The sequence below is a fragment of the Burkholderia sp. HI2761 genome, from assembly GCF_002223355.1.
Classification (GTDB): domain Bacteria; phylum Pseudomonadota; class Gammaproteobacteria; order Burkholderiales; family Burkholderiaceae; genus Burkholderia.
Map to the genome: position 1 here is coordinate 797,349 of NZ_NKFN01000007.1, position 19,205 is coordinate 816,553.

The 19,205-nt window shown below is 63.9% G+C and carries 20 protein-coding genes and 1 pseudogene; 8 read left to right on the forward strand and 13 right to left on the reverse strand.

Translation table 11 applies throughout. The features are described from left to right. Nucleotides 1–17: 17 nt before the first annotated feature. Complete coding sequence (locus tag CFB46_RS21115) at nucleotides 18–893, reverse strand: LysR family transcriptional regulator (RefSeq protein WP_027782171.1); 876 nt, start codon at nucleotides 891–893, stop codon at nucleotides 18–20. A gap of 160 nt (nucleotides 894–1,053) precedes the next feature. On the opposite strand from CFB46_RS21115, the gene CFB46_RS21120 reads away from it, so the two are divergent. Then, on the forward strand, nucleotides 1,054–2,316 hold the full coding sequence (locus CFB46_RS21120; RefSeq protein WP_089501143.1) for a DUF3422 family protein: 1,263 nt from the start codon (nucleotides 1,054–1,056) through the stop codon (nucleotides 2,314–2,316). 29 nt (nucleotides 2,317–2,345) lie between these two features. Continuing rightward, nucleotides 2,346–2,546, forward strand: coding sequence for a hypothetical protein (locus CFB46_RS21125; protein WP_089501144.1), 201 nt, complete (start codon nucleotides 2,346–2,348; stop codon nucleotides 2,544–2,546). Nucleotides 2,547–2,622: 76 nt separating this feature from the next. Here the strand turns inward: CFB46_RS21125 and CFB46_RS21130 are convergent, their stop codons facing one another. The 8 genes from CFB46_RS21130 to cynR all read right to left on the reverse strand — a co-directional run bounded on the left by CFB46_RS21130 (nucleotide 2,623) and on the right by cynR (nucleotide 10,323). After that, nucleotides 2,623–3,999, reverse strand: coding sequence for a phospholipase effector Tle1 domain-containing protein (locus CFB46_RS21130; RefSeq protein WP_089501145.1), 1,377 nt, complete (start codon nucleotides 3,997–3,999; stop codon nucleotides 2,623–2,625). Then, a complete protein-coding gene (locus tag CFB46_RS35980; protein ID WP_179235095.1) occupies nucleotides 3,926–4,636 on the reverse strand; it encodes a hypothetical protein in 711 nt (236 codons plus the stop codon). The genes CFB46_RS21130 and CFB46_RS35980 overlap by 74 nt, the downstream gene beginning before the upstream one ends. 15 nt (nucleotides 4,637–4,651) lie before the next feature. Next, a complete protein-coding gene (locus CFB46_RS21140) occupies nucleotides 4,652–5,107 on the reverse strand; it encodes a DUF3304 domain-containing protein (RefSeq protein WP_089501147.1) in 456 nt (151 codons plus the stop codon). Between the two features lie 17 nt (nucleotides 5,108–5,124). Continuing rightward, on the reverse strand, nucleotides 5,125–5,610 hold the full coding sequence (locus CFB46_RS21145; RefSeq protein ID WP_089502288.1) for a DUF3304 domain-containing protein: 486 nt from the start codon (nucleotides 5,608–5,610) through the stop codon (nucleotides 5,125–5,127). Between the two features lie 10 nt (nucleotides 5,611–5,620). Further along, entirely contained in the window at nucleotides 5,621–6,175 is a 555-nt protein-coding gene (locus tag CFB46_RS36525; RefSeq protein WP_227789698.1) for a hypothetical protein, read from the reverse strand. Beyond that, nucleotides 6,163–6,651, reverse strand: a complete 489-nt coding sequence (locus tag CFB46_RS36530; RefSeq protein WP_227789699.1) for a DUF4123 domain-containing protein — start codon at nucleotides 6,649–6,651, stop codon at nucleotides 6,163–6,165. Before CFB46_RS36530 ends, CFB46_RS36525 begins: the two co-directional genes overlap by 13 nt. A 14-nt stretch (nucleotides 6,652–6,665) precedes the next feature. Next, nucleotides 6,666–9,218 carry a type VI secretion system Vgr family protein gene (locus CFB46_RS21155; protein WP_089501148.1) on the reverse strand — a complete coding sequence of 851 codons (2,553 nt, stop codon included), beginning with the start codon at nucleotides 9,216–9,218 and terminating at the stop codon, nucleotides 6,666–6,668. A 208-nt stretch (nucleotides 9,219–9,426) separates the two neighbouring features. Continuing rightward, complete coding sequence (gene cynR, locus CFB46_RS21160) at nucleotides 9,427–10,323, reverse strand: transcriptional regulator CynR (RefSeq protein ID WP_089501149.1); 897 nt, start codon at nucleotides 10,321–10,323, stop codon at nucleotides 9,427–9,429. 113 nt (nucleotides 10,324–10,436) lie between these two features. Between cynR and CFB46_RS21165 the strand changes: the two genes are divergently transcribed. From CFB46_RS21165 to CFB46_RS21185, 4 genes and pseudogenes are all read left to right on the forward strand, one after another. Next, nucleotides 10,437–11,096 (forward strand): carbonic anhydrase, encoded by a 660-nt coding sequence (locus CFB46_RS21165; protein ID WP_089501150.1) that lies wholly within the window; start codon nucleotides 10,437–10,439, stop codon nucleotides 11,094–11,096. A 30-nt stretch (nucleotides 11,097–11,126) separates the two neighbouring features. Further along, entirely contained in the window at nucleotides 11,127–11,597 is a 471-nt protein-coding gene (gene cynS / locus CFB46_RS21170) for a cyanase (protein ID WP_089501151.1), read from the forward strand. 201 nt (nucleotides 11,598–11,798) lie between these two features. Beyond that, nucleotides 11,799–12,033 (forward strand): annotated as a pseudogene (locus tag CFB46_RS21180) (putrescine ABC transporter permease PotI); the annotation flags it as partial. Between the two features lie 91 nt (nucleotides 12,034–12,124). Beyond that, nucleotides 12,125–12,559 (forward strand): GNAT family N-acetyltransferase, encoded by a 435-nt coding sequence (locus CFB46_RS21185; protein WP_027782174.1) that lies wholly within the window; start codon nucleotides 12,125–12,127, stop codon nucleotides 12,557–12,559. 234 nt (nucleotides 12,560–12,793) lie between these two features. Here the strand turns inward: CFB46_RS21185 and CFB46_RS21195 are convergent, their stop codons facing one another. The 4 genes from CFB46_RS21195 to CFB46_RS21210 all read right to left on the reverse strand — a co-directional run bounded on the left by CFB46_RS21195 (nucleotide 12,794) and on the right by CFB46_RS21210 (nucleotide 17,309). Beyond that, complete coding sequence (locus CFB46_RS21195) at nucleotides 12,794–15,244, reverse strand: phosphocholine-specific phospholipase C (RefSeq protein WP_089501152.1); 2,451 nt, start codon at nucleotides 15,242–15,244, stop codon at nucleotides 12,794–12,796. A 111-nt stretch (nucleotides 15,245–15,355) separates the two neighbouring features. Then, a complete protein-coding gene (locus CFB46_RS21200) occupies nucleotides 15,356–15,562 on the reverse strand; it encodes a hypothetical protein (protein WP_227789700.1) in 207 nt (68 codons plus the stop codon). Nucleotides 15,563–15,660: 98 nt separating this feature from the next. Continuing rightward, on the reverse strand, nucleotides 15,661–16,341 hold the full coding sequence (locus CFB46_RS21205) for an HAD family hydrolase (protein ID WP_089501154.1): 681 nt from the start codon (nucleotides 16,339–16,341) through the stop codon (nucleotides 15,661–15,663). Between the two features lie 23 nt (nucleotides 16,342–16,364). Beyond that, entirely contained in the window at nucleotides 16,365–17,309 is a 945-nt protein-coding gene (locus CFB46_RS21210; protein WP_089501155.1) for a choline ABC transporter substrate-binding protein, read from the reverse strand. 266 nt (nucleotides 17,310–17,575) lie between these two features. Between CFB46_RS21210 and CFB46_RS21215 the strand changes: the two genes are divergently transcribed. Together CFB46_RS21215 and CFB46_RS21220 are read left to right on the forward strand one after the other, a co-directional pair. Beyond that, nucleotides 17,576–18,256 (forward strand): MgtC/SapB family protein, encoded by a 681-nt coding sequence (locus CFB46_RS21215; RefSeq protein WP_089501156.1) that lies wholly within the window; start codon nucleotides 17,576–17,578, stop codon nucleotides 18,254–18,256. A gap of 43 nt (nucleotides 18,257–18,299) precedes the next feature. Further along, nucleotides 18,300–19,067, forward strand: coding sequence for a DeoR/GlpR family DNA-binding transcription regulator (locus CFB46_RS21220; protein ID WP_089501157.1), 768 nt, complete (start codon nucleotides 18,300–18,302; stop codon nucleotides 19,065–19,067). Nucleotides 19,068–19,205: the final 138 nt, after the last annotated feature.

A 19,205-nucleotide genomic window follows, 5' to 3' on the forward strand; every position in this document is an offset into this window, starting at 1 on the left:
AGCGGGCGCCGACGGGCTCAGGCGTCGCCGGTCTGTCCGGTCTGCCGTTGCAGGTCTTCCATCAATTGTTCCGCGAGGAAGTCGCACGGCGGCCGTTTCGACTTGGTGCTGCGCGCGAGGATCAGCTCGAGCGGCGGCAGGTCGGGCAACCCGTGCGAGCGGCCGAGCATCGACAGTTGCGCGGGAATCGCGCAGCGGGCGAGCGGCGCGACCGCGAGGCCGGCTTCGACCATGCTGAGCAGCCCGAGCAGGCTCGGGCTTTCATACGACGTGCGGTACGGCACTTTCGCACGTTCGAGGCTGCGGATCGCGTTCTCGCGCGCGACGCTGCCCGGCATGAACACCGCGATCGGCAACGGTCGTTCCTCCCAGACGCGCGGCCCGTTCGTCATTGCGGCCCACGCCATTGGCTCGTGACGGATGAAGTCGCCGGTGAGCCCCTTGATGCGCGTCCCGCAGACGAGATCGACGGTGCCTTCCTTGATCAGCGGCGCGAGCGCGCTGCTCGGCAGCCCCATCACCTGAATCTCGACCTTCGGGTAGGTCGCGGAAAATTTCTTCAGCACCGACGGCAGCAGCGACGATGCATAGTCGTCCGGCACGCCGATCACGACCTTGCCGGTCACTTCCGGTCGCACCACGGCCGCCCATGCCTCGTCGCGCAGCGCCAGCATTCGTCTGGCGAATCCCAGCAGCACCTCGCCCTCGCGCGTCAGCACGATGCTGCGCGGCTTGCGCACGAACAGCGGCCGGCCGATCGCGTCTTCCAGGCTCTTGATCTGCATGCTCACCGCCGACTGCGAGCGGTTCACGGCCTCGGCCGCGCGGGTCATGTTGCCGGTTTCCGCGACGGCGACGACGGTGGCCAGCACGTCGTGATCGAGCATCTTCATGGGTATCAGGAAAACTGAACGTAACGATCAGCATTATGCGTTTTTATTGTTGCTGTGTGTCTGCCATAGTGCCATCACGCTGGCGCTTCACCCGAGATTGCGCGGCGGTCGGGCCGGACGATCCGGCGCGCAGGACTGAACAGGAAAGCGTGGTGAATCGATGATGGACCATCCGTTGCGCGCCGCACTGGCCGCGGAATTGCATGCCCGGCCGTTCCTGCGGCTCGCCGAAGCCGTGTCGCTCACGCATTACGCGATCTATGCGGACGGCCGGCCCGACATCCACGAAACGCTGCTGCACGCGCTGTGCCGCGACACGGGCATCGACGCGCCGCACGAAGGTGCCACGCACTACGCGGTGCAGTCGCCGTGCGGCTGGCACCTGAAGTGGGAGCGCCACACCGAATTCTCGACTTTCACGTTCGTCGCGCCGCGTCGCGACACCGGTTATTTCGACGATCTCGCGATCGAGGGCATCCCGGCCGCGTGGTTCGCGCGGCTGGCCGGCATCCGCTTCGTCGCGGTGCGGATGGAACTGCTGTCGGGCGACGCCGCGCGGCTCGTGTGCGGCGACCTGCGGCGCTGGATCGACGGGCCCGCGCTCGTCGGCAGTCACGTGCTCGGCGGCGGCAAGGTGTTTTGCGACTGGCACGTGCGCGACGACGGCTTCATGCGTTTTCTCGTCGTCGACGAGGATTTCCGCGAGGAGCAGGGCGGCCGCCTGTTGCAGCGTCTGTACGAAATCGAAACGTACCGGATGATGGCGCTGCTTGCACTGCCGGTCGCGCGCCGGATGAGTTGCGAGCTCGACGAGATTCACGCGGCGCTGCTGGTCAAGCTCACGCATCTCGCGGTGCGGGTCGAATCGTTGTCGGGATCGGGGGCGCGCTTCAGCGCGTCGCGCGCGTACGAAAAGCTCGTGCTGGCGCGCATCCAGGAGTTACGCGAGGAGCGTATCGAAGGGATGCCGACGATCGCCGAATTCATGGAGCGACGCTTCGCGCCGGCAATGGAAACGTGCCGCAGCGTATGGGCGCGCCACGAACAGATCGCCGCGCGGATCGCGCGTGCGGTCGACCTGCTGCGCACCCGCGTGAATCTCGCGCAGGAAAAGGACGTCACGCGGCTGCTGGCCGGCATGGAGCGCACCGCGCGCAACCAGCTTCATTTGCAGCACGCGGTCGAAGGGTTGTCGGTGGCCGCCATTTCGTACTACGTGCTGTCGCTCGCGACGGCGGCGTTCAAGGCGATGCACGTGATGAACCTGCCGATCGATCCCGAACTGGCGGAAGGGCTGCTGATCGCGCCGGTCGTGTTCGCGGTGATCCACGTTACGCGACGCACACGTGCGCAGCTTGCGCGGTCGGAGACGGCGCATGACGGTGAGCCCGCGCATGCGGTGGCGTTGAAGCGGGCAAGCTAGAACATCGACGACATATCAAAGGAGTGGAGATGACTTTTTCGCAGAAACAACCGGTTTTTTTCAGTGGTATCGATGCATTCGACGAACCGGTGTCGAATGATGCCGGTGTGCCGGAAGAGGCGCGCGTGACCTCGTATCAGGCCGTGCTGCAGGAGCCGACGACGTCGCTTGTCGGCGGTACGCTCGATCGGCCGGATGTCGCGGCGGTGGCGATTCTCGGGTACAACTGACGCGGGGTTGGCAGTGTGTGCCGCCCGGCTGCGTATGCGGCCGGGCGGGCTTGCTGATTGGAGCAGTGTGTACTGCTTAGTCGCCGGAGAGATCGCCCATCGACGCGCCGTGAGGAATCTGGCCGGACGTGACCTGCCTGACGTATTCGTCCTGCGCATCCTTGATGTTCTTCGACACGTTGCCGAGGACTTTCTTCACGTAGTCCTTCGCGGTGTCGGTCTGGCGCGCCATCCAGCCTTTCTCCTCGATTTCACGAAGTTGCATGAATACGCCGTCGCCGAGCGCGACGTTGTTAAGCCGCGTAATCGTGTTGTGAACGAAGTTGTCGAAGAACGCGATCACTTCCGGCGACAGTTTCGGCGGGTGCACCCATGCGGTGGCCAATGCGCGCACGGTCTTGTCCGAAATGTCGTCGACTGTCCGGCGTTCGCCGAAGGTGAACTGCGGGACTTTGGAGTTTGGTTCCTGGCTCTTGTAGTACCAGTCGCGGCCTTCGTAGTTCGGTAAACCTCCACCACTCGTGAAGATCGAGTTGTAGACGTCAGCATCCACGGTGTTGATGAACAGGTTGCTGCCGGTGCTTGAGTGAGCAGTGCGATCGCGGACATGGCGCGCCCATGAAACGAAGAGCTTCTGGTGCTCGAGGAAATGCTTTTCGAGCGGACCACCCGATTTCGGCAGCATCGCGGTGTAGGCGGCGAAGAGGTCATTGACCGTGAGATTCTTGCCGTTGACGTTGACGGTTTTCTGGAAATCGAATTCCTTTGCCGCGGTAGGGCGTTTGTCGCGCATTTGCGAAAGCGGGAGAAACGGTACGCCGGCTGCCCAAGCGCGATCGAGCATGTTGCGTGCCGACACACGAGCCAACTCGGCAGACTTGTTATCTTCCCCCTCGCGAAACCCTCCACCTACGTCGGATTGACTACCGGGATAGACGATTTCAAGCAGGTTTGCATGATCGGACGACTTTCTCGGTGAATCGAGATTCTTGTAGAAGCGCAGTTCTGTCGCTGCGACGTGATGAACGATCGACTTGAATTCCTTCTGGATGTCGTACTCACCGAGCGATTGTTTGGCCAAGCCAATGAACATGCTCAACCCTTTGATGCTGAAGCTGACGGCTTTCCCTTCGCCTGGAATGACGCCAAGCACGGGGGAGACTACCTTGGTAAAAACCGAATCTGCAAAAGACGTCGACACGCAATCGAAGAGGCCCATGAAGTCAAATTCAACGGGAATTCCATCGTACGTCACTTGGCCGTTCGTTTGCTTGCACACTTTTCCGATCAGTTCGTTAGCAAATTTTCGGGCAATGATGCCGCCGCGATCGTAGCCGAACATCGCTACACGGATCCGCAGAATTTTGCGAGGATCAGAGTCACGCGCGTCCAGTACGTTTTGCTTGAAGTCGGCAACCGCCTGCTTTACACGAATGTCGAAGCCTGTTCCCATATATCCCGCACCGAACTCGCTGTCGCGAACAGGCTGATAAGAGTCCGCGGCAATGCTTACACCCGACGAGATAAGTTCGGGACCCAGTTTTTTTCAGAGAAAACGAGTCTTTTATATTGTTTTTCGCTGTAGTGCCTGCGGCAGCGGTACCTTCGAGAATCGCGGATCTGGCTCGGGTCAGCAGCCCTTTGTCGCCAGCGTCATTCATTGCTCGTTGGCGGATATCGCCTGCGACGGCATTGGCAGGTCCTTTCAGAAGCTTGTCCTTAGCCATCTTCTCGGCAGTCGACGCGATATCGCTTGCCACCTTCTTGTCGGTGCCGACCGTCTGGATGGCAAGATCGCGGCCCATCCCGTCGTAGTACATCTTGTAGATGCCGCGCTCATCGTTCGTCTCTTCGTGTGCATTGAACAGCCGAAGGATATTCGACGGGTGATCAAGATCCTTTAGCCCCTGCGCAAATCCATCAAAGAAGAAGGATTGGTAGATTTCCTGATGACAGCGAAAGCAAGGGCTTGGCGGTTCGGGTGGAAGTTGCGCGCTGACGCTCGCTGCGCGCGACGCACGAGAGGCCGCGGAGGGGGAACCAGATTGGCTCGCGTTTGCGCTTTGGGCGGGACTGGCTTCGTTCGACATGCTGCGCTCGCTATCTTAGTTTGCGTTCGGTATGTGTGCCTTGATTCGACGTTCGACCCACTGTGCTTCAATCTTCCGATCGGGCAGAAAATGAAACGCGATATACCCGCCACGCTTGTTCGGCAGAGGCGGAACGGGAATGTCGGTTTCGTAAACTTCGTTCGGCACATTCTTCTGAGCTTGCTCCTTGGTCACGTCATAGATGATCTTGATATGCCAGGTTTTTTTTCCGGTGGGGACTTCCATGCAACACACGATGCCACCGCCACCTTGGGATTCGTGCGCATATGAACCTCCTGCGCCGAAATCGTCGATCTGAAAGCTGTAGATGCTCCGATCCGTATGGTTGTAACTAATGACCCGATACGGTCCGTATCCTCCGGTCTGTGCATGTACCCACCACGCCCCGCCGAGCAGCAACACCGCGACGACGATCGGGTTGCGAATGAGGCGGCGAAGAAAATTCAGCATGTCGATGTTCCTGTCATTCAGTTCGTCGTGGACGATGCGTTGCTCGTTGTATTCGGATTGCGCGGATCTGTCGGGGATATCGCCCATCGAGCATCGATCTTGCGTTCCGGGAGGAAGTAAAACTCGATATATCCACCATGCTTGTCGGGAAGTGGGGGAATGACGATGTCCGTTTCGAAAACGTCGTTAGGCAGGTTGTTCTTGTATTGCTCTTGGGTCAACTCGTACTGGAGCTTGATATGCCAGGTCTTTTTTTCGCGAGGGACTTCCATGCAGCACACAGTCCCACCGCCTCCGCCAGGTTTGTGTGCGCGTACGTTACCCGCCCCAAACCCGTCGATAGTGAAACTGTAGATACTGCGATCCGTGAAGTTGTATCCGATGACGCGATACGGCCCATCGCTCTCCGCGTGTACCTGTACACCCCACAAGCCGCCAGCGATCGCGATACCTATCGCAACCACCTGACGAACCGCACGACGCATTCCGTTCAACATCCCCATCTCCCGCCACTCAACCGGCTTCGGGTTGCACATCAACCGCCGCCGTCATCGCTTGCTGCCGCTCGGTTGCATAACCCGCCAGCGGATGCACATCCAGCAGTTCCGCCCACACATCCGCGTCGACATCCGCGAGCGTTTCCGACAACGGCGGTGGATCGTCCCCGCGTGCCGCGATCTTCCCGGCAATCTCCGGATGCGCATCGAACGCCGGATGCACGTTCATCCCGACCAGCACGAAATAGGCGAGATCGTTCTCGTTCGCGAGCCCGTACCGCTCCCGCGCCCGCACGACCAGATCCTTCACATAGCGAATACCCCACCGGCCCGGCACAGCCGACATTGGCGGCAGGAATTCGTCGTGCAACTGGAAATAGAGCGTCTCCGCGAATCCCTCGCGCGCCAGCGCTTCGTACTGCGTATCCGTGAACACGATCGGTATTGCCGCCACGGCAGGCAACGGTCCCTCCTCCTCGCCGACCACGCTCTCCCACGGATCGAACCGGTAACGCAATTCGACGAATGCCGTCAGCAGTTCGCGCCGCTGTGCAGGCGTCAGAATCGGCACGAGGTTTTCGACATCGACGGATCGTAGTAGCGCAACAATGCCTGGCGCGTATCAGGCAACGTCGCCTCGGCCAGCGGATGCAGATATGCGGCGAGTTCGGGCAACGCATGGCCCGTCGCGAGCCAGACGACGAGATCCGAATCGCCGCCGGCATTCAGCAGGTCGAGCATCATTGCACGCGACGCATCGTCGTCCGCCGTCAGGTCGAGCAGGAACGGGCCGATTTCGGGCCGCGACGCCTCGAGCATCGTGGCCGGATACAGCGACTGCCATGCAATGCCGCGCCAGCGCGCTGCGTCGAGCACGGTCTCGTCCAGCGCGCCGTCGAGAAGCGCCAGCAGGCGCAGCGGGCGCGTCTCCGCGGCCTGCCGCGTGCGATGCCAGTCGCGCAGGTCGTCGAGCCGCTGCGCGGCGGTTGTGCGTGGCCATTGCGCCGGCAGCGGCAGCGCGCGCGTCAGATCGTGAAACGGCTTCATGGAGGCGGCGGATTTCATGTGCGGGGCGTCAACGCGGACTTCATTTTCGCGGCGCTGCGCCGGCATTCCGAACACACGCCTTCAGGCAGGCGCGGCAGCGGGTAGTTGGTACTGGCCGGGCCCGAGAAGCTGTGGTCGCCGCCCTTGAAATCCACCTTGCCGGGCGCATGGATCTCGATGTTGCCGTTGCCGATGCGGATGTACGCGCCGCCGGACGTCAACAGGATCGGCTGCTTCGATGCGACGTCGATCTGTTCGGTCGCGGCGAGGATCTTGACGGTCTTCTGCGCGGTGAGCTCGACGTTGTCGTCGTGCGCACGGATCTCGATCTTGCCCTTGCCGGCGAACAGCTTCATTCCGGCGTTCTGCGCGAACAGGCTGACCGACGAGATCACGCTCGCGACCAGCGATTTCCCGGCCGCGATGTGAGTGTTCTGGCCACTGACGACGTTGACATGCCGGTCGGCGACCATCTGCAGCGATTGCTGGCTCGCCATCCCGATGCCGGCCGGGCTGCCGAACAGCATCACCGGCTGCGTGAACGCGTTCGCGTTGCCCGTGCCGCCGCCGGCCGTGCGTCCGCCCGATGCCGCGCCTGGCACGCTCTGCTGTGTCGCGTCGGTGAACGTCTTCAGCGCGTCGCGACCGGGTTTCAGCGTGTCGGCCTGATGCGTCTCGCTCACGTCAGACAGCGATTCGAGCAGGCTCTCGGCGCCGACGAGCTGTTGCTGCGTCTCACGCACGTCGAGCGGCTGGCTCGACACGGTCTTCGGATGCGTGGTGACGTACAGGCCCTGGTTCGCGCGCACGGCGCCGTATGCATCGGTCCGCAGGTCGAAACCGCTGCCGACGTACGCGCCGCGTGTGTTGCCGGACTGTTCGATCAGATAACCGACATGCAGCAGGCTGTTCGCCGTGCTGCTGTAGAGCTGCGAGCGGTTTTGTCCGGTCGCGTCGTCCATCACGAGCTGGTTGTATCCGCCGCCCGCGTATTCCTTCGAGCGGAAGCCGGACAGGATGCCGTCCGTATGCCACTGCGGTTTGGTCGCACCGTTGTAGAGCCGGGCCGTGACGATCGGCCGGTCGCAGTCGCCGGACATCCAGTCGACCACCACTTCCTCGCCGATGCGCGGCACATGCACGCTGCCGTACCCGCCGCCGGTGTCCGACGACGCGACGCGCAGCCAGCACGATGCGCGCTCGTTGCCTTCGTTTAGACGATCCCAGTGGAACCGGACCTTGATCCGGTTAAGTTCGTCGGTATGCACTTCCTCGCCCTTCGGCCCCGCGACGGTCGCGGTCTGTAGATGCATCTCGGGCTTCGGATGTTCGAACGGGCTGCGGAACGGCACCGCCTGGCGCTGCGCCTCGATCTCGACGAGATAGAAACCCTCGCTGCCGTCGGCGTGGCGCACGGTCATCGTGCGGGCCGCGTCGCCGAGTTGCGCCTTCATCGCGTCGAACTGCGCGGCCAGGCCATGCGGAAAATGCGACGGCGCAACCGGAATGTTGTTCCTGATCCACCAGACCGTCTCGATGACGGCGAACCGGTTGCCGTCCTGTTCGGCCGGCGGATGGGCCGCATGGTCGGTCAGCTCGAATACCCGGCCAGCGTCGATGCCGCGCATGCCGCCGATACCGTGGAATCGCTTCGCGCGCGATTCCCATTCTTCCATCCGGATGGTCGACTGGCGATTGCCGTCGCCCTGCGCACCATACGTATAGGCGCCCGTGTACGTATAGACTTCGGTCTGGTTCGGCAGGTCGCCCTGATCCGGCCGGGTCGGAACATCGGTGCTCTTCGGATTGAGCGCGGTGCCGGGCGACTTGTAGTCGAACGTGCGCGTCGTGTAGTGGCTGCTCTGCAAGGTGCGCGTGCCCGACCACTGGACGAGCGCCTGCGTTTCGTCGCCCCAGGCCGCGCGCTGGAACGGCACGCGGGCCGGCGCGGCGGCGGGCAGTGCACGGAGCGAATCGGTGATCACCAGCGTGTGGTGCGAACCGTCGCTGGCCTGCTCGAAATAGCCGAACAGGCCTTCGTCCTCGAGCAGGCGATGGACGAAATTCCAGTCATCCTCGAATTGCATGCAGAACGAGCGGTTCGGCAGCGGTGCGGAGAGCGCGAACCGGAACATGCCGCCGGCTTGCGGATGCTGGTTGAAAACGTCAGTCAGGATTGCGTCGGCGGTGCGGTCCTGCCAGATGCGCTGGTCGCGGCGGTACCGGAGGAAGCCGAGCCACGACATGAACCGGATCTGGTACGCGGTGATGCCGCCGTCGAAGCCGAGCCGGCGCGCGGTCTGCACGTAGCCGTGCCACGGCAGATAGGTGTCGCCTTGCTGTTCGATCCACAGCGTGACAGGCTGCGCGATCAGCTTCTTCAGTTCGATGGTGTCGCGCGTGGAGACTGCGTCGACCGTCAACGTGAAATCGCGGCCCAGCCGCGATACGCCGTGAACCGTCTGGGGCAGCAGGACATTCTGGCCCAGCGGCGTATCGAGCTTGAGCAGGCGAGCTTGCTCAAACAGGCCGCCGCTGATCGCGCGAACCAGTTCTCGGGAATTCATCGTCGTGGCCCTCTTGAATCGAGAACGATGAGCAGGTAGGCGATTCGACCGCCGGTTTTATCGTACAAATTCTCTCGATCCGCGATTTTACAGGATAAATCAGGGGATTACGGCGGCGCGGCGCCGGTCAAAAATGGTGCCAGATTCGCCACTTCAGGCCGGCCCGACGGCCGTCGATGGCCATGCGTGCGCCATCCGGCAGCCCTTGTCATCGCGTGCGTCTGGCCGGTCTTGCCCCCTGCGCGAGCGCCAGCTCGACGAACGCGCGCGCGGCCGCGCTCCGGTACGCGCCCTTGCGCTGCAGCAACACGGCCGTGCGCCGCAGCACGGCCGGATCGAGCGCGACGGCGACGAGATCGTCGTGCCCGGTCGCGACCGTCGCGGGCAGTAGCGTCGCGAGGTGCGTGCGGCGCACGATCTCGATCACTGCACCCAGCGAATTCGCCTCCATCAGCACGCGCGGCCGCACGTCATGCTCGCGGAAGTAACGGTCGATCTGCGTGCGCGTCGCGAACTCGGCGGTCAGCAGCACGAGCGGCGCGTCGTGCAGGGCGCGCAGGCCGGCCTTGCGTTTGCCGCCGAGCGCGTGCCCGCGATTCACGACGAGCGCGAGCGTTTCGACCAGCAGCGTTTGTGCGTCGATATCCGTCGTCCGCACCTCGCCGAATGCAATGCCGACATCGAGCTCGTCGTCGACGAGCAGCGCTTCGATACGCTCCTGCGACATCTCGCGTACCGACAGCGACACGTTCGGATAGCGGCCGTGGAACGCTTCGACGAGCGGCCCGACGAGATAGCTCGTGAAGGTCGGCGTGACCGCGATCCGCAGCGAGCCGCGGCTGAGATCCTGCACGTCGTGAATGGCGCGCCGGCCTTCCGCGAGATCGTGCAGCGCTTGCCGCGCATAGCGGAAATACACGTCGCCGGCATCCGTCAGCCGCGTGACGCGCCCGGTGCGGTCGAACAGTTGTGCGCCGAGCGTGTCCTCGAGCTGGCGGATCTGCTGCGACAGCGCGGGTTGCGACACGTGCAGCGCGGCGGCCGCGCGCGTGAAGCTGCGGTGTTCGGCGATGGCGAGGAAGTAGTTGATGTGACGCAGCAGCATGGCGGTTCCTATAAGTCGTGCTTATCCGGTAAATCATAAATCGGTCTTTTACGTTATCGGAAGCCGGGCGTAACCTGCCCTTCATCGAATCCACCTGCACCGGAGAACACGCGATGAAGGACATCATTGAAGGCTTTCTGAAGTTCCAGCGCGACGCGTATCCGGCGCGCGCCGCGCTGTTCCGCGATCTCGCGCGCAGCCAGAACCCGCGGGCGCTGTTCATCTCGTGCTCGGACAGCCGGCTCGTGCCCGAGCTCGTCACGCAGCGCGAGCCGGGCGACCTGTTCGTGATCCGCAACGCCGGCAACATCGTGCCGTCGTACGGCCCGGAGCCGGGCGGCGTGTCGGCGTCGGTCGAATATGCGGTCGCCGCGCTACGCGTGACTGACGTCGTGATCTGCGGGCATTCCGATTGCGGCGCGATGACCGCGATCGCGACGTGCCAGTGCATGGACCACATGCCGGCCGTCGGCCACTGGCTGCGTTATGCCGATTCGGCGCGTGTCGTCAACGAGGCGCGCACGCATCGCAGCGAACGCGAGCGGATCGACTCGGTGGTGCGCGAGAACGTCGTCGCGCAACTCGCGAACCTGAAGACGCACCCTGCCGTGCGGCTCGCGCTCGAAGAGGGGCGCCTTGCGCTGCATGGCTGGGTGTACGACATCGAATCGGGCTGCATCGACGCCCATGACGGCGCGACCGGCCGGTTCGTAGCGCTCGCGGACCATCCCGGCGTCCGCGCCACGCCCGCGACGATTCCCGTCGCGGCCTGAACCTTTTCTACCTGCTCACGGGGTATTGCCATGATCCAGTCCCAGTACAGTCAGACGGCGCGCCACGCGCTTGCGGAGACCATCGTTCTCGCGAAGGCGCGCAAGAACCTGTCGTTCGCGCAGCTCACCGAAGGCACCGGCCTGAGCGAAGCGTTCGTCACGGCCGCGCTGCTCGGCCAGCATGCGCTGCCGGCCGACGCGGCGCGCGTCGTCGCCGACAAGCTCGGCCTTGACGACGACGCGGTGTTGCTGCTGCAGACGATCCCGCTGCGCGGCAGCATCGACGATCGCGTGCCGACCGACCCGACCATCTACCGTTTCTACGAAATGCTGCAGGTATACGGCACGACACTGAAGGCGCTTGTCCACGAGAAGTTCGGCGACGGCATCATCAGCGCAATCAATTTCCGGCTCGACGTGAAGAAGATCGACGATCCCGAAGGCGGTTCGCGTGCGGTGATCACGCTCGACGGCAAGTACTTGCCGACGAAGCCGTTCTGACGCCGCTGCGGCGCGGCTACAGCAACGCCGCACGGTTGCGCCCGACGTGCGCCGGTCGGCGCACGGTCCCGCTATGCGGTTGCAACGAGGACACGGTCATGGATTTCGTGAGACGCACGATCGATCTCGCGACGAAGAACGTGGAAGAGGGCGGTCGCCCGTTCGCGACGGTGATCGTCCGCGACAGCACCCGATCGTCGGCTGTCGATCGACGATCGGGTACTGTCGGCGTTCCTGTCCGGGCCGGGGTCGACGACGCTGCCGCTGGTGGCATTCTCGCGCGTGCGGCTGGGGCTGGCTGAACCCTGAGATGACCGCACTGGCGACGCTGTTCATCACGGCCGTGACGATCGACGTGATCGTCGTGAACCGGATGATGATCGCGAGCGTGCGATGCAGGATGGCCGATATGAAGGCGGCGTTCGCGATGGCCTGAGCGCATGCAAAGCGGGCGGCGCGCTATAGTCGTGCGACGCCCGCAGCGGGTGCTGCACGCCCGGCGGCCTATTCACGCACGCGTTCGCCCGATGACACCCGATCCCGACGTCACTCTTCGATTGACCGACACCGGCCAGCCGGCCGCCCGAGACTTCATCAGCCGCAAGCTCGGCGAATTCAACCATGCGATGGCGGGGCGCACCGATGAGGCCGCGCTCGACGTCTACGTGACCGACCGCGCGACCGGCGAGGTATTGGGCGGCCTCGCCGGCCGAACGTCGCTCGGCCTGTTCTTCATCGACCTGTTCTACCTGCCCGAGTCGCTGCGCGGCGGCGGCTTCGGCAGCCGGCTGCTGCGCGAGGCCGAAGCGGAAGCGAAGCGGCGCGGTTGTGCACGTGCGGTGCTGTACACGATCTCGTTCCAGGCGCCGGATTTCTATCGGAAGCACGGTTACGAGACGTTCGGCGAAGTGCCGTGCGAGCCGGAAGGCGCCGCGCGCGTGTTCATGGTCAAGGTGCTTTGAGCGCGTTTTCCGGGCAACGGGTTTGTTCGCGCCATCTACAAGACCGGCAATCTCGGCGATTTCGATGCCGCGCCGGCCGCCGGCCTGTGGATCCTTGAAGTCCAGATCGCCCACCCGACGCGGCCGTTCGGCGCGTTTTACGAAGACCTGCTCGTGTAAGCGCGGCGCCCGGCGACGCGCGCCATGAACGCGCGCCGGCCGGGGGCCTTGGACAATGGCGGTACCGCCGCGCGCTCAGATGCTGATCGCGACGGGACCCGCGAGCGGCGTGTAGCCGTCGTCGAACAGATACCACGCGTCGTACTGGCCCGACGCCAGCGTGCTGTTCGCAGTGGACGAGAACAGCAGCGAGCCGGTGCTTTTGGGCAGGTACGCCCACGACTTGTAGTTGCCCTTGGTCGGCTGCGCGCCGCGCGCATAGATGCCAACCCAGTTCTTCGGGCTGTGGCGCCACGGCGGCACGAGGTAGTCGAATCGCAGCGTGCCGTACGACGCCCCCTGCGACGCCAGCGTCGCGACGAATTTCCCGTTCGTATTGCCGATGGCCGAATCCGTCAGCAACGCGCCGGATTGCGCTTGCACGCAGCCGGCCACGCGGCGCAGGAAATTCGGGTCGTTCGCGTCGCGTATGCTCGCGTCGTACCAGCCGGCATCCCCATACCACGTGACGGCCTGGGTCGCACCGGCGGGCACGCTGACGGACTGCGCCGTGTTCATTCCGTACGCGTTGTCGACGAGCTGGAACGTCGTCGCGCTCGAACCGGCGGAGTTGTCGAGCGTGATCTGCACGTTGCCGTTCTGCACGTCGTAGCAGAGGCTGACTTCGGCTCTCGATCCCGTGTTTCCCGACGCGCCGATGTTGCCGCGGAACGTTTGCAGGAACCCGTTCGGGCCGTAGATCGAGTAGTCGTAGCCGCCGCCCGAATTCAGTGCGAGCGCATCCGACAGGGCAGCGCACGCACTCGTGCCGGCACCGATCGTGTATTGACGCGGGATCGTGCTGGTACCGTCGACCCACGCCTGCAGATGCACGCCGGCCGCGCCGGTGTTGGTCATCGTCAGCGCGAGCGTCTTGCCGGACCGGTTGACCTTGCCCTGGACGAAGAACTCGTACGGCAGCCGGCATGCGCCGTTGCGGCCGGCTGTCTGGGCCGGCACCGCGGTAGTGGTGGGGTAGGGGATCAGGACCGTCGAGCCGTTCGGGTCCATGTTGCTGGCGGGCCCCGGGATCGCCGGAATCGTCTGGTCGGGATTCGCGAAATCGAATGCCGACGTGAGATCGCCGCATACCGCGCGCCGCCATGGCGTGATGTTGGTTTCCTGCAGCCCGAAGCGCGCTTCCAGAAAGCGGATCACCGACGTGTGATCGAAGACCTGCGAATTGACCTTGCCGCCCTTCGACCATGGCGAGATCACGAACATCGGCACGCGCGGGCCGAGTCCGATCGGCACGTCGCCGCTGGCCGATCCGTCCGATGCGCCACCGCCGCTGGCGACGAATTCCGCCGCCGTCGATACGGTCGACTGGCCGGTGCCGGCGTAGGCGCTTGACGGGACGGCCGGCGGCACGTGATCGAACAGGCCGTCGTTCTCGTCATACATCACGAGCAGCACCGTGCTGGCCCACACCTTCGGATTCGACGTCAGCGCGTTGAGGACGTTGCTCACGTACCATTCGCCGCCGCTCGCGGCCCACGACGGATGTTCGCAATATGCGTAAGGCGCGGCGATCCAGGACACCTGCGGCAGCGTGTCGTTCGCGACGTCGGCCTGTAACTGGCTGAAGAGATTCGTGTCGTATTCCTTGCCGCCCCCGGCTGGATCGATCTGCGTGCCGTTGAGCGCCGGCGCGAGCGGATCGTTTGCGCCGAGGTTCTGGTACTGCTTGAAGTTCAGGATGACGTTGTCGCCGTAGTTGCCGTTCCACCACAGATCCTTGCTGGAGCCGTTGTACTCGCCGTAGCCGTGGCTGGAATCCAGCCCGTTGCCCTTGTCCTGGTAGAACTTCCACGTGACGCCGGCCGCGTTCAATCGTTCCGGCATGGTGGTCCACCCGGTGCCGGTCATCGTGTTCGTCGTGTACGGCGAATAGCCGGCGACGTTGCCGCAGCATCCGGTCCACAGATACAGGCGGTTCGGGTCGGTCGGGCCGAGCATCGAGCAGTGGTAGCCGTCGCACACGGTGAATGCGCTCGCCAGCGCGTAGTAGAACGGAATGTCGTTCTGCGTGAAGTAGTACATCGTGCCGGTGGTCTTCGCCGCGACCCAGTTGTCATAGCGGCCGTTGTTCCAGGCACTGTGCGTGCCGCTCCAGCTGTGATCGAGATCGCCGTAATAGGTGTCGCCGTTCGCCGCGCCGGCGGGCGGGGTCGGGTTGAACGGGAACACGTAGGACAGCATCCAGGGCTGGCGCCACACCGGATAGCCGCTCGAAATCACGACCGGCCGCGGATCGCCGAAGCCGCGCGCGCCGCGCAGCGTGCCGAGATAGTGGTCGAACGACCGGTTTTCCTGCATCAGGATGACGACGTGCTTGACGTCCTGAAGGGTGCCGGTGACGGTCGCCGCCGGAATCGACTGCGCGCGCAGGATGCTCTCGGGCAGCATGCCGGTGACCGCGGTGGCACCCGCGAGTTTCAGCGCGTCGGCCAGGAACTGGCGTCGTGTCGTGGATTTGTTTTGCATGATCGCTCTTTGTCGTGAATTGCCGGTCGGACTCGCCGGATGCGGCCGTTCGCCGTGCGGTGCGCGGGCTGTCGCCCGTTTCCCGCTACCCGGCCGTGGGGCCTGCGTCGCTCAGTGGCACGCGCTCGCGCAGTGCAGGACCGGCGCGGATGCCGAACCTGGTGCCGATGCGCGGGCGGCGGATACGTTGCCCGCCGCACTCGATTCGCCGTCGCCGCAGCCGGCCAGCGTGCACAGGAGCGCGATCATGAAAATGCCGCGCCAGTGCGGAAAGCGGCTTTCCGACTGGCGAGGCGATACGACATGCTTCCGATCCATTTCGAATCGGACTACTGATTGATCGAGACTGGTGCTGTGTGCTCCGAATTTCATTACCCCTCCAGATATGAAATGGACAGCAGAGAATATCGTCCGAATCAGAACAACTTCATGACAGGCCACCCGCGCGTGCCGGCAACGTGCGAAAGCCGCGCGTCGGGATTGGTGGCGACCGGATGCGTGACGTAGTCCAGCAGCGGCACGTCGTTGATCGAATCGCTGTAGAAGTAGGTCCGTTCGAAATCAGACGGCGCGTAGCCGAGCGAATCCAGCCATGCGGTCGTGCGCACGATCTTCCCTTCGCGGAAACTCGGCACGCCGATGCTGCGCCCGGTGAATTGCCCGCCGGGCGTGCCGTCGTCGGTATCGAGTTCGATGCCGAGCAGATGCTCGATCCCGAATTCGGCCGCGATCGGCCCGGTCACGAAGACGTTGGTCGCCGTGACGATGCAGCAGAGATCGCCGTTCTCGCGATGCCGGTCGACCAGCGCACGCGCCTGCGGCGTGATCGCCGGCCGGATCACTTCGTCCATGAACTGCGCATGCCAGCGCTCGAGCTGCGCACGCGGATAACGCGTGAGCGGCGCCAGCGTCACCGCGAGATACGCGTCCATGTCGAGCGTGCCGGCCGCGTAATGGCCGTAGTGCTCGTCAATCAGCGCCGCATGCTCGTCGCCTTCCTGCCAGCCGACCCGGGTAATGAAGCGGCTCCACGCCTGGTCGCTGTCGAGCGGCAACAGCGTGTGGTCGAGGTCGAACAGCGCGAGATTCTTGTGCATGTGGGGTTCCTGGTATTGCGTGCTTACGCGCCGATGAGTTTCTCGATCGCGTCCCTGGCGTTTTTCCCGTCGATGGTCGTGACGCCGTCGAGCCACTTCGACAGCACGCCGGGGTTCTTCTTCGCCCATTCCTTCGCGACCGCGACCGGATCCGCGTGATTCATGATCGGCACCATCAGCTGGTTCTCCTCGTCGGTCGTGAATTTCAGGTTGGTCAGCAGCCGGCCGACGTTCGGGCAGCGTTCGAGATAGCCGGGCGTGACGAGCGTGTAAACTTTCGCCGATCCGTAGTTCGGGCCGAACACGCTGTCGCCGCCGTCGAGATACGAAATCTTGTAGTTGAGGTTCATCGGGTGCGGCTCCCACGCGAGGAACACGATCATCCGGTGCTCCTGCACGGCGCGCGTGACCTGGACGAGCATCCCGGCCTCGCTCGATTCGACCAGCTTGAAGCCGCCGAGCCCGAATTCGTTCTTGTCGATCATTCGCTGGATCAGCGCGTTGCCATTGTTGCCTGCGCCGATCCCGTAGATCTTGCCGTCGAGCTGGTCGCGGAATTTGGCGATGTCGGCAAAACTCTTGAGGCCCTTGTCGGATGCGTATTGCGGCACGGCCAGCGTGTAGCGCGCCCCGATCAGGTTGGGTTGCGGCAGCTGGTGCACGGCGCCGGCGTCCACGAACGGCTTCACCGTCGGCGTCATGCTCGGATCCCAGTAGCCGAGGAACGCGTCGATCTGCGCCTTCTTCACGCCGGCCAGCACGATCGGCGGCGATGCGATCGTCTTGCTGGCCTCGTAGCCGAGGCCGTCCAGCAGCATCATCGCGACGCCGGTGGTGGCCGCGATGTCGCTCCAGCCGACATCGCCGAGCGTCACCTTCTTGCAGACGTCGCCGCCGGATGCGTGAACGGGGGCCGTCGCAAGCGTTGCCAGCAGCGTTGCGGCCAGCATCCATGCCTTTTTCATCATGTTGGTCTCCTAAGCAAGAGTTCCGGATCGGATTGCCTGATGGATCCGACGATCGATCGTATTGATCGGATGAAACAAACGAACTTCGGTCTAGCCATGTTGATTTTCGTACAGTATATTAGAAAGCACAAAATCGCAAGATCGCACAAAAATACAACTTGCCGGTCTTGGATGCGACGGCAAGTGGGCGAAGGCAGGAAAAGTCGGGCGGCGGTCCGCACGGGCCGTACTTCATCAAGTGGATAGGCAAAGCAGGGAGATTTCGAATGATCAGTCAGCTGGAAATCATTGCCCGCCTGCTGCTGGCGGCATTGCTCGGCAGCATCGTCGGTATAGAACGCGAGCGGCTGTCGTGGGCGGCCGGCTTGCGCACGCACATGCTGGTGGCGGTGGGCGCCGCGCTCGTGATGGTCGTCTCGGCGTTCGGCTTCGCCGATATCCAGGACGCGAAGAACGTATCGCTGGACCCGTCGCGGGTCGCCGCGCAGGTCGTGTCGGGCATCGGCTTTCTCGGCGCCGGGTCGATCATGCTGCGCGGCGAGATCATCCGCGGCCTGACGACCGCGGCGAGCCTGTGGGTCGTGGCGGCGGTCGGGCTGGCCGTCGGCGGCGGCATGTACGTGGCCGCGATCGCCGCGACGGCGATCGTGCTGGCGATCCTGGCCGGCCTGAAGCCGATCGAGAAACGCTTCTTCGCCGCGCGGCAGCGTTGGGGCGTGCGCATCCTCGCGAGCCGCGGCGCCGTGAAGCTGACGTCGCTGCAGGCGATGCCCGGCATCGATCAGGCGCGCATCGTCCAGTTCATCATCGAACAGGATGACGCCGAGCCGCACGACGACCGCATCCACGTGGTTTTTTCACGGATGACGAACGCCGAGTTCCAGGCCGTCCGTCAATCCCTGCAGACCCTCGTCGGCATCAAAAAGATGGAGGAGAGCGCAGCATAGATCGCCGTTCGAATAACATTGACGTTCACTCCGAGGACATTTCATGTGGCAAGAAGAGCGATATCAGAGGATCCGGCTTCTGTTATCGAAGATGCAGCGCGTCTCCACCGACCGGATCATGGCCGACCTGAACGTGTCGCGGGAAACCGTGCGCCGCGATCTCGTCGATCTCGAGGCGCTGGGGGAACTGAAGCGCGTGCACGGCGGCGCGGTGCAGGTGGGCGACGAAGCGCCGATCGCCGAGCGCGCGCAGACGCACGTCAAGGCGAAGCTGGCGATCGCCCGCGCGGCGGCCAGGCTGGTCACGGGCTCGCAGACGCTGTTCATCGATGCAGGCACGACCACCACGCTGCTGGCCGAGGAGTTGTCGAAACTGTCGGGCCTCACGATCGTCACGAACTCGATCGATGTCGCGCTGAAGATGCGTTCGAGCGACCCGGGGCAGGCGAAGAACGAAACGATCCTGCTCGGCGGGATGATCGGCAGCCGCGCGGCCGCGACGGTCGGCGACGGCACGGTCGCCGAAATCTTCCGCTATCGTGCCGACCTCGCGTTGCTGTCGCCGGTCGGCGTCGATCACGTCAGGGGCGCGACGAACTACGACCGGATGGAAACCGAAGTGGCGCGCGCGATGGTGAGCAACGCGGCGGACGTGGCGATCCTGGCCGATTTCAGCAAACTGGGCACGAACAGCCGGATCAGCTTCTGCGAGCCGGCGCGGGTCGGCACACTGGTGACGGACCAGAAGGCGGAATCGGTTAGCGGCTTCAAAAGCATCAGGAAGGTCATCAAGAATATCGTGCTGTCATAGCGCCGGAAGGCGCGGGGCACGATCGGCTGCCGTTATGCCCTCCATGCGACGCGCATTCCGCCCACCGGCTTTTTCCTGGCGTAATATATCCGCCGATACATCGAAGGCGCGCCGTCCGGCGGGCCGTGACGGAGGCGG

Excerpts from the sequence above, each read along its gene's own strand:
- CFB46_RS21155 (WP_089501148.1), bottom strand. The coding sequence starts at position 9,218 with ATGAATTCCCGAGAACTGGTTCGCGCGATCAGCGGCGGCCTGTTTGAG.
- CFB46_RS21125 (WP_089501144.1), top strand. The coding sequence starts at position 2,346 with ATGACTTTTTCGCAGAAACAACCGGTTTTTTTCAGTGGTATCGATGCA.
- CFB46_RS21215 (WP_089501156.1), top strand. The coding sequence starts at position 17,576 with ATGATCAGTCAGCTGGAAATCATTGCCCGCCTGCTGCTGGCGGCATTG.
- CFB46_RS21145 (WP_089502288.1), bottom strand. The coding sequence starts at position 5,610 with ATGGGGATGTTGAACGGAATGCGTCGTGCGGTTCGTCAGGTGGTTGCG.
- CFB46_RS21205 (WP_089501154.1), bottom strand. The coding sequence starts at position 16,341 with ATGCACAAGAATCTCGCGCTGTTCGACCTCGACCACACGCTGTTGCCG.
- CFB46_RS21120 (WP_089501143.1), top strand. The coding sequence starts at position 1,054 with ATGATGGACCATCCGTTGCGCGCCGCACTGGCCGCGGAATTGCATGCC.
- CFB46_RS21115 (WP_027782171.1), bottom strand. The coding sequence starts at position 893 with ATGAAGATGCTCGATCACGACGTGCTGGCCACCGTCGTCGCCGTCGCG.
- CFB46_RS21130 (WP_089501145.1), bottom strand. The coding sequence starts at position 3,999 with ATGGGAACAGGCTTCGACATTCGTGTAAAGCAGGCGGTTGCCGACTTC.
- CFB46_RS21165 (WP_089501150.1), top strand. The coding sequence starts at position 10,437 with ATGAAGGACATCATTGAAGGCTTTCTGAAGTTCCAGCGCGACGCGTAT.
- cynS (WP_089501151.1), top strand. The coding sequence starts at position 11,127 with ATGATCCAGTCCCAGTACAGTCAGACGGCGCGCCACGCGCTTGCGGAG.
- cynR (WP_089501149.1), bottom strand. The coding sequence starts at position 10,323 with ATGCTGCTGCGTCACATCAACTACTTCCTCGCCATCGCCGAACACCGC.
- CFB46_RS36530 (WP_227789699.1), bottom strand. The coding sequence starts at position 6,651 with ATGAAGCCGTTTCACGATCTGACGCGCGCGCTGCCGCTGCCGGCGCAA.
- CFB46_RS21200 (WP_227789700.1), bottom strand. The coding sequence starts at position 15,562 with ATGGATCGGAAGCATGTCGTATCGCCTCGCCAGTCGGAAAGCCGCTTT.
- CFB46_RS21195 (WP_089501152.1), bottom strand. The coding sequence starts at position 15,244 with ATGCAAAACAAATCCACGACACGACGCCAGTTCCTGGCCGACGCGCTG.
- CFB46_RS21220 (WP_089501157.1), top strand. The coding sequence starts at position 18,300 with ATGTGGCAAGAAGAGCGATATCAGAGGATCCGGCTTCTGTTATCGAAG.
- CFB46_RS21185 (WP_027782174.1), top strand. The coding sequence starts at position 12,125 with ATGACACCCGATCCCGACGTCACTCTTCGATTGACCGACACCGGCCAG.
- CFB46_RS21140 (WP_089501147.1), bottom strand. The coding sequence starts at position 5,107 with ATGCTGAATTTTCTTCGCCGCCTCATTCGCAACCCGATCGTCGTCGCG.
- CFB46_RS35980 (WP_179235095.1), bottom strand. The coding sequence starts at position 4,636 with ATGTCGAACGAAGCCAGTCCCGCCCAAAGCGCAAACGCGAGCCAATCT.
- CFB46_RS21210 (WP_089501155.1), bottom strand. The coding sequence starts at position 17,309 with ATGATGAAAAAGGCATGGATGCTGGCCGCAACGCTGCTGGCAACGCTT.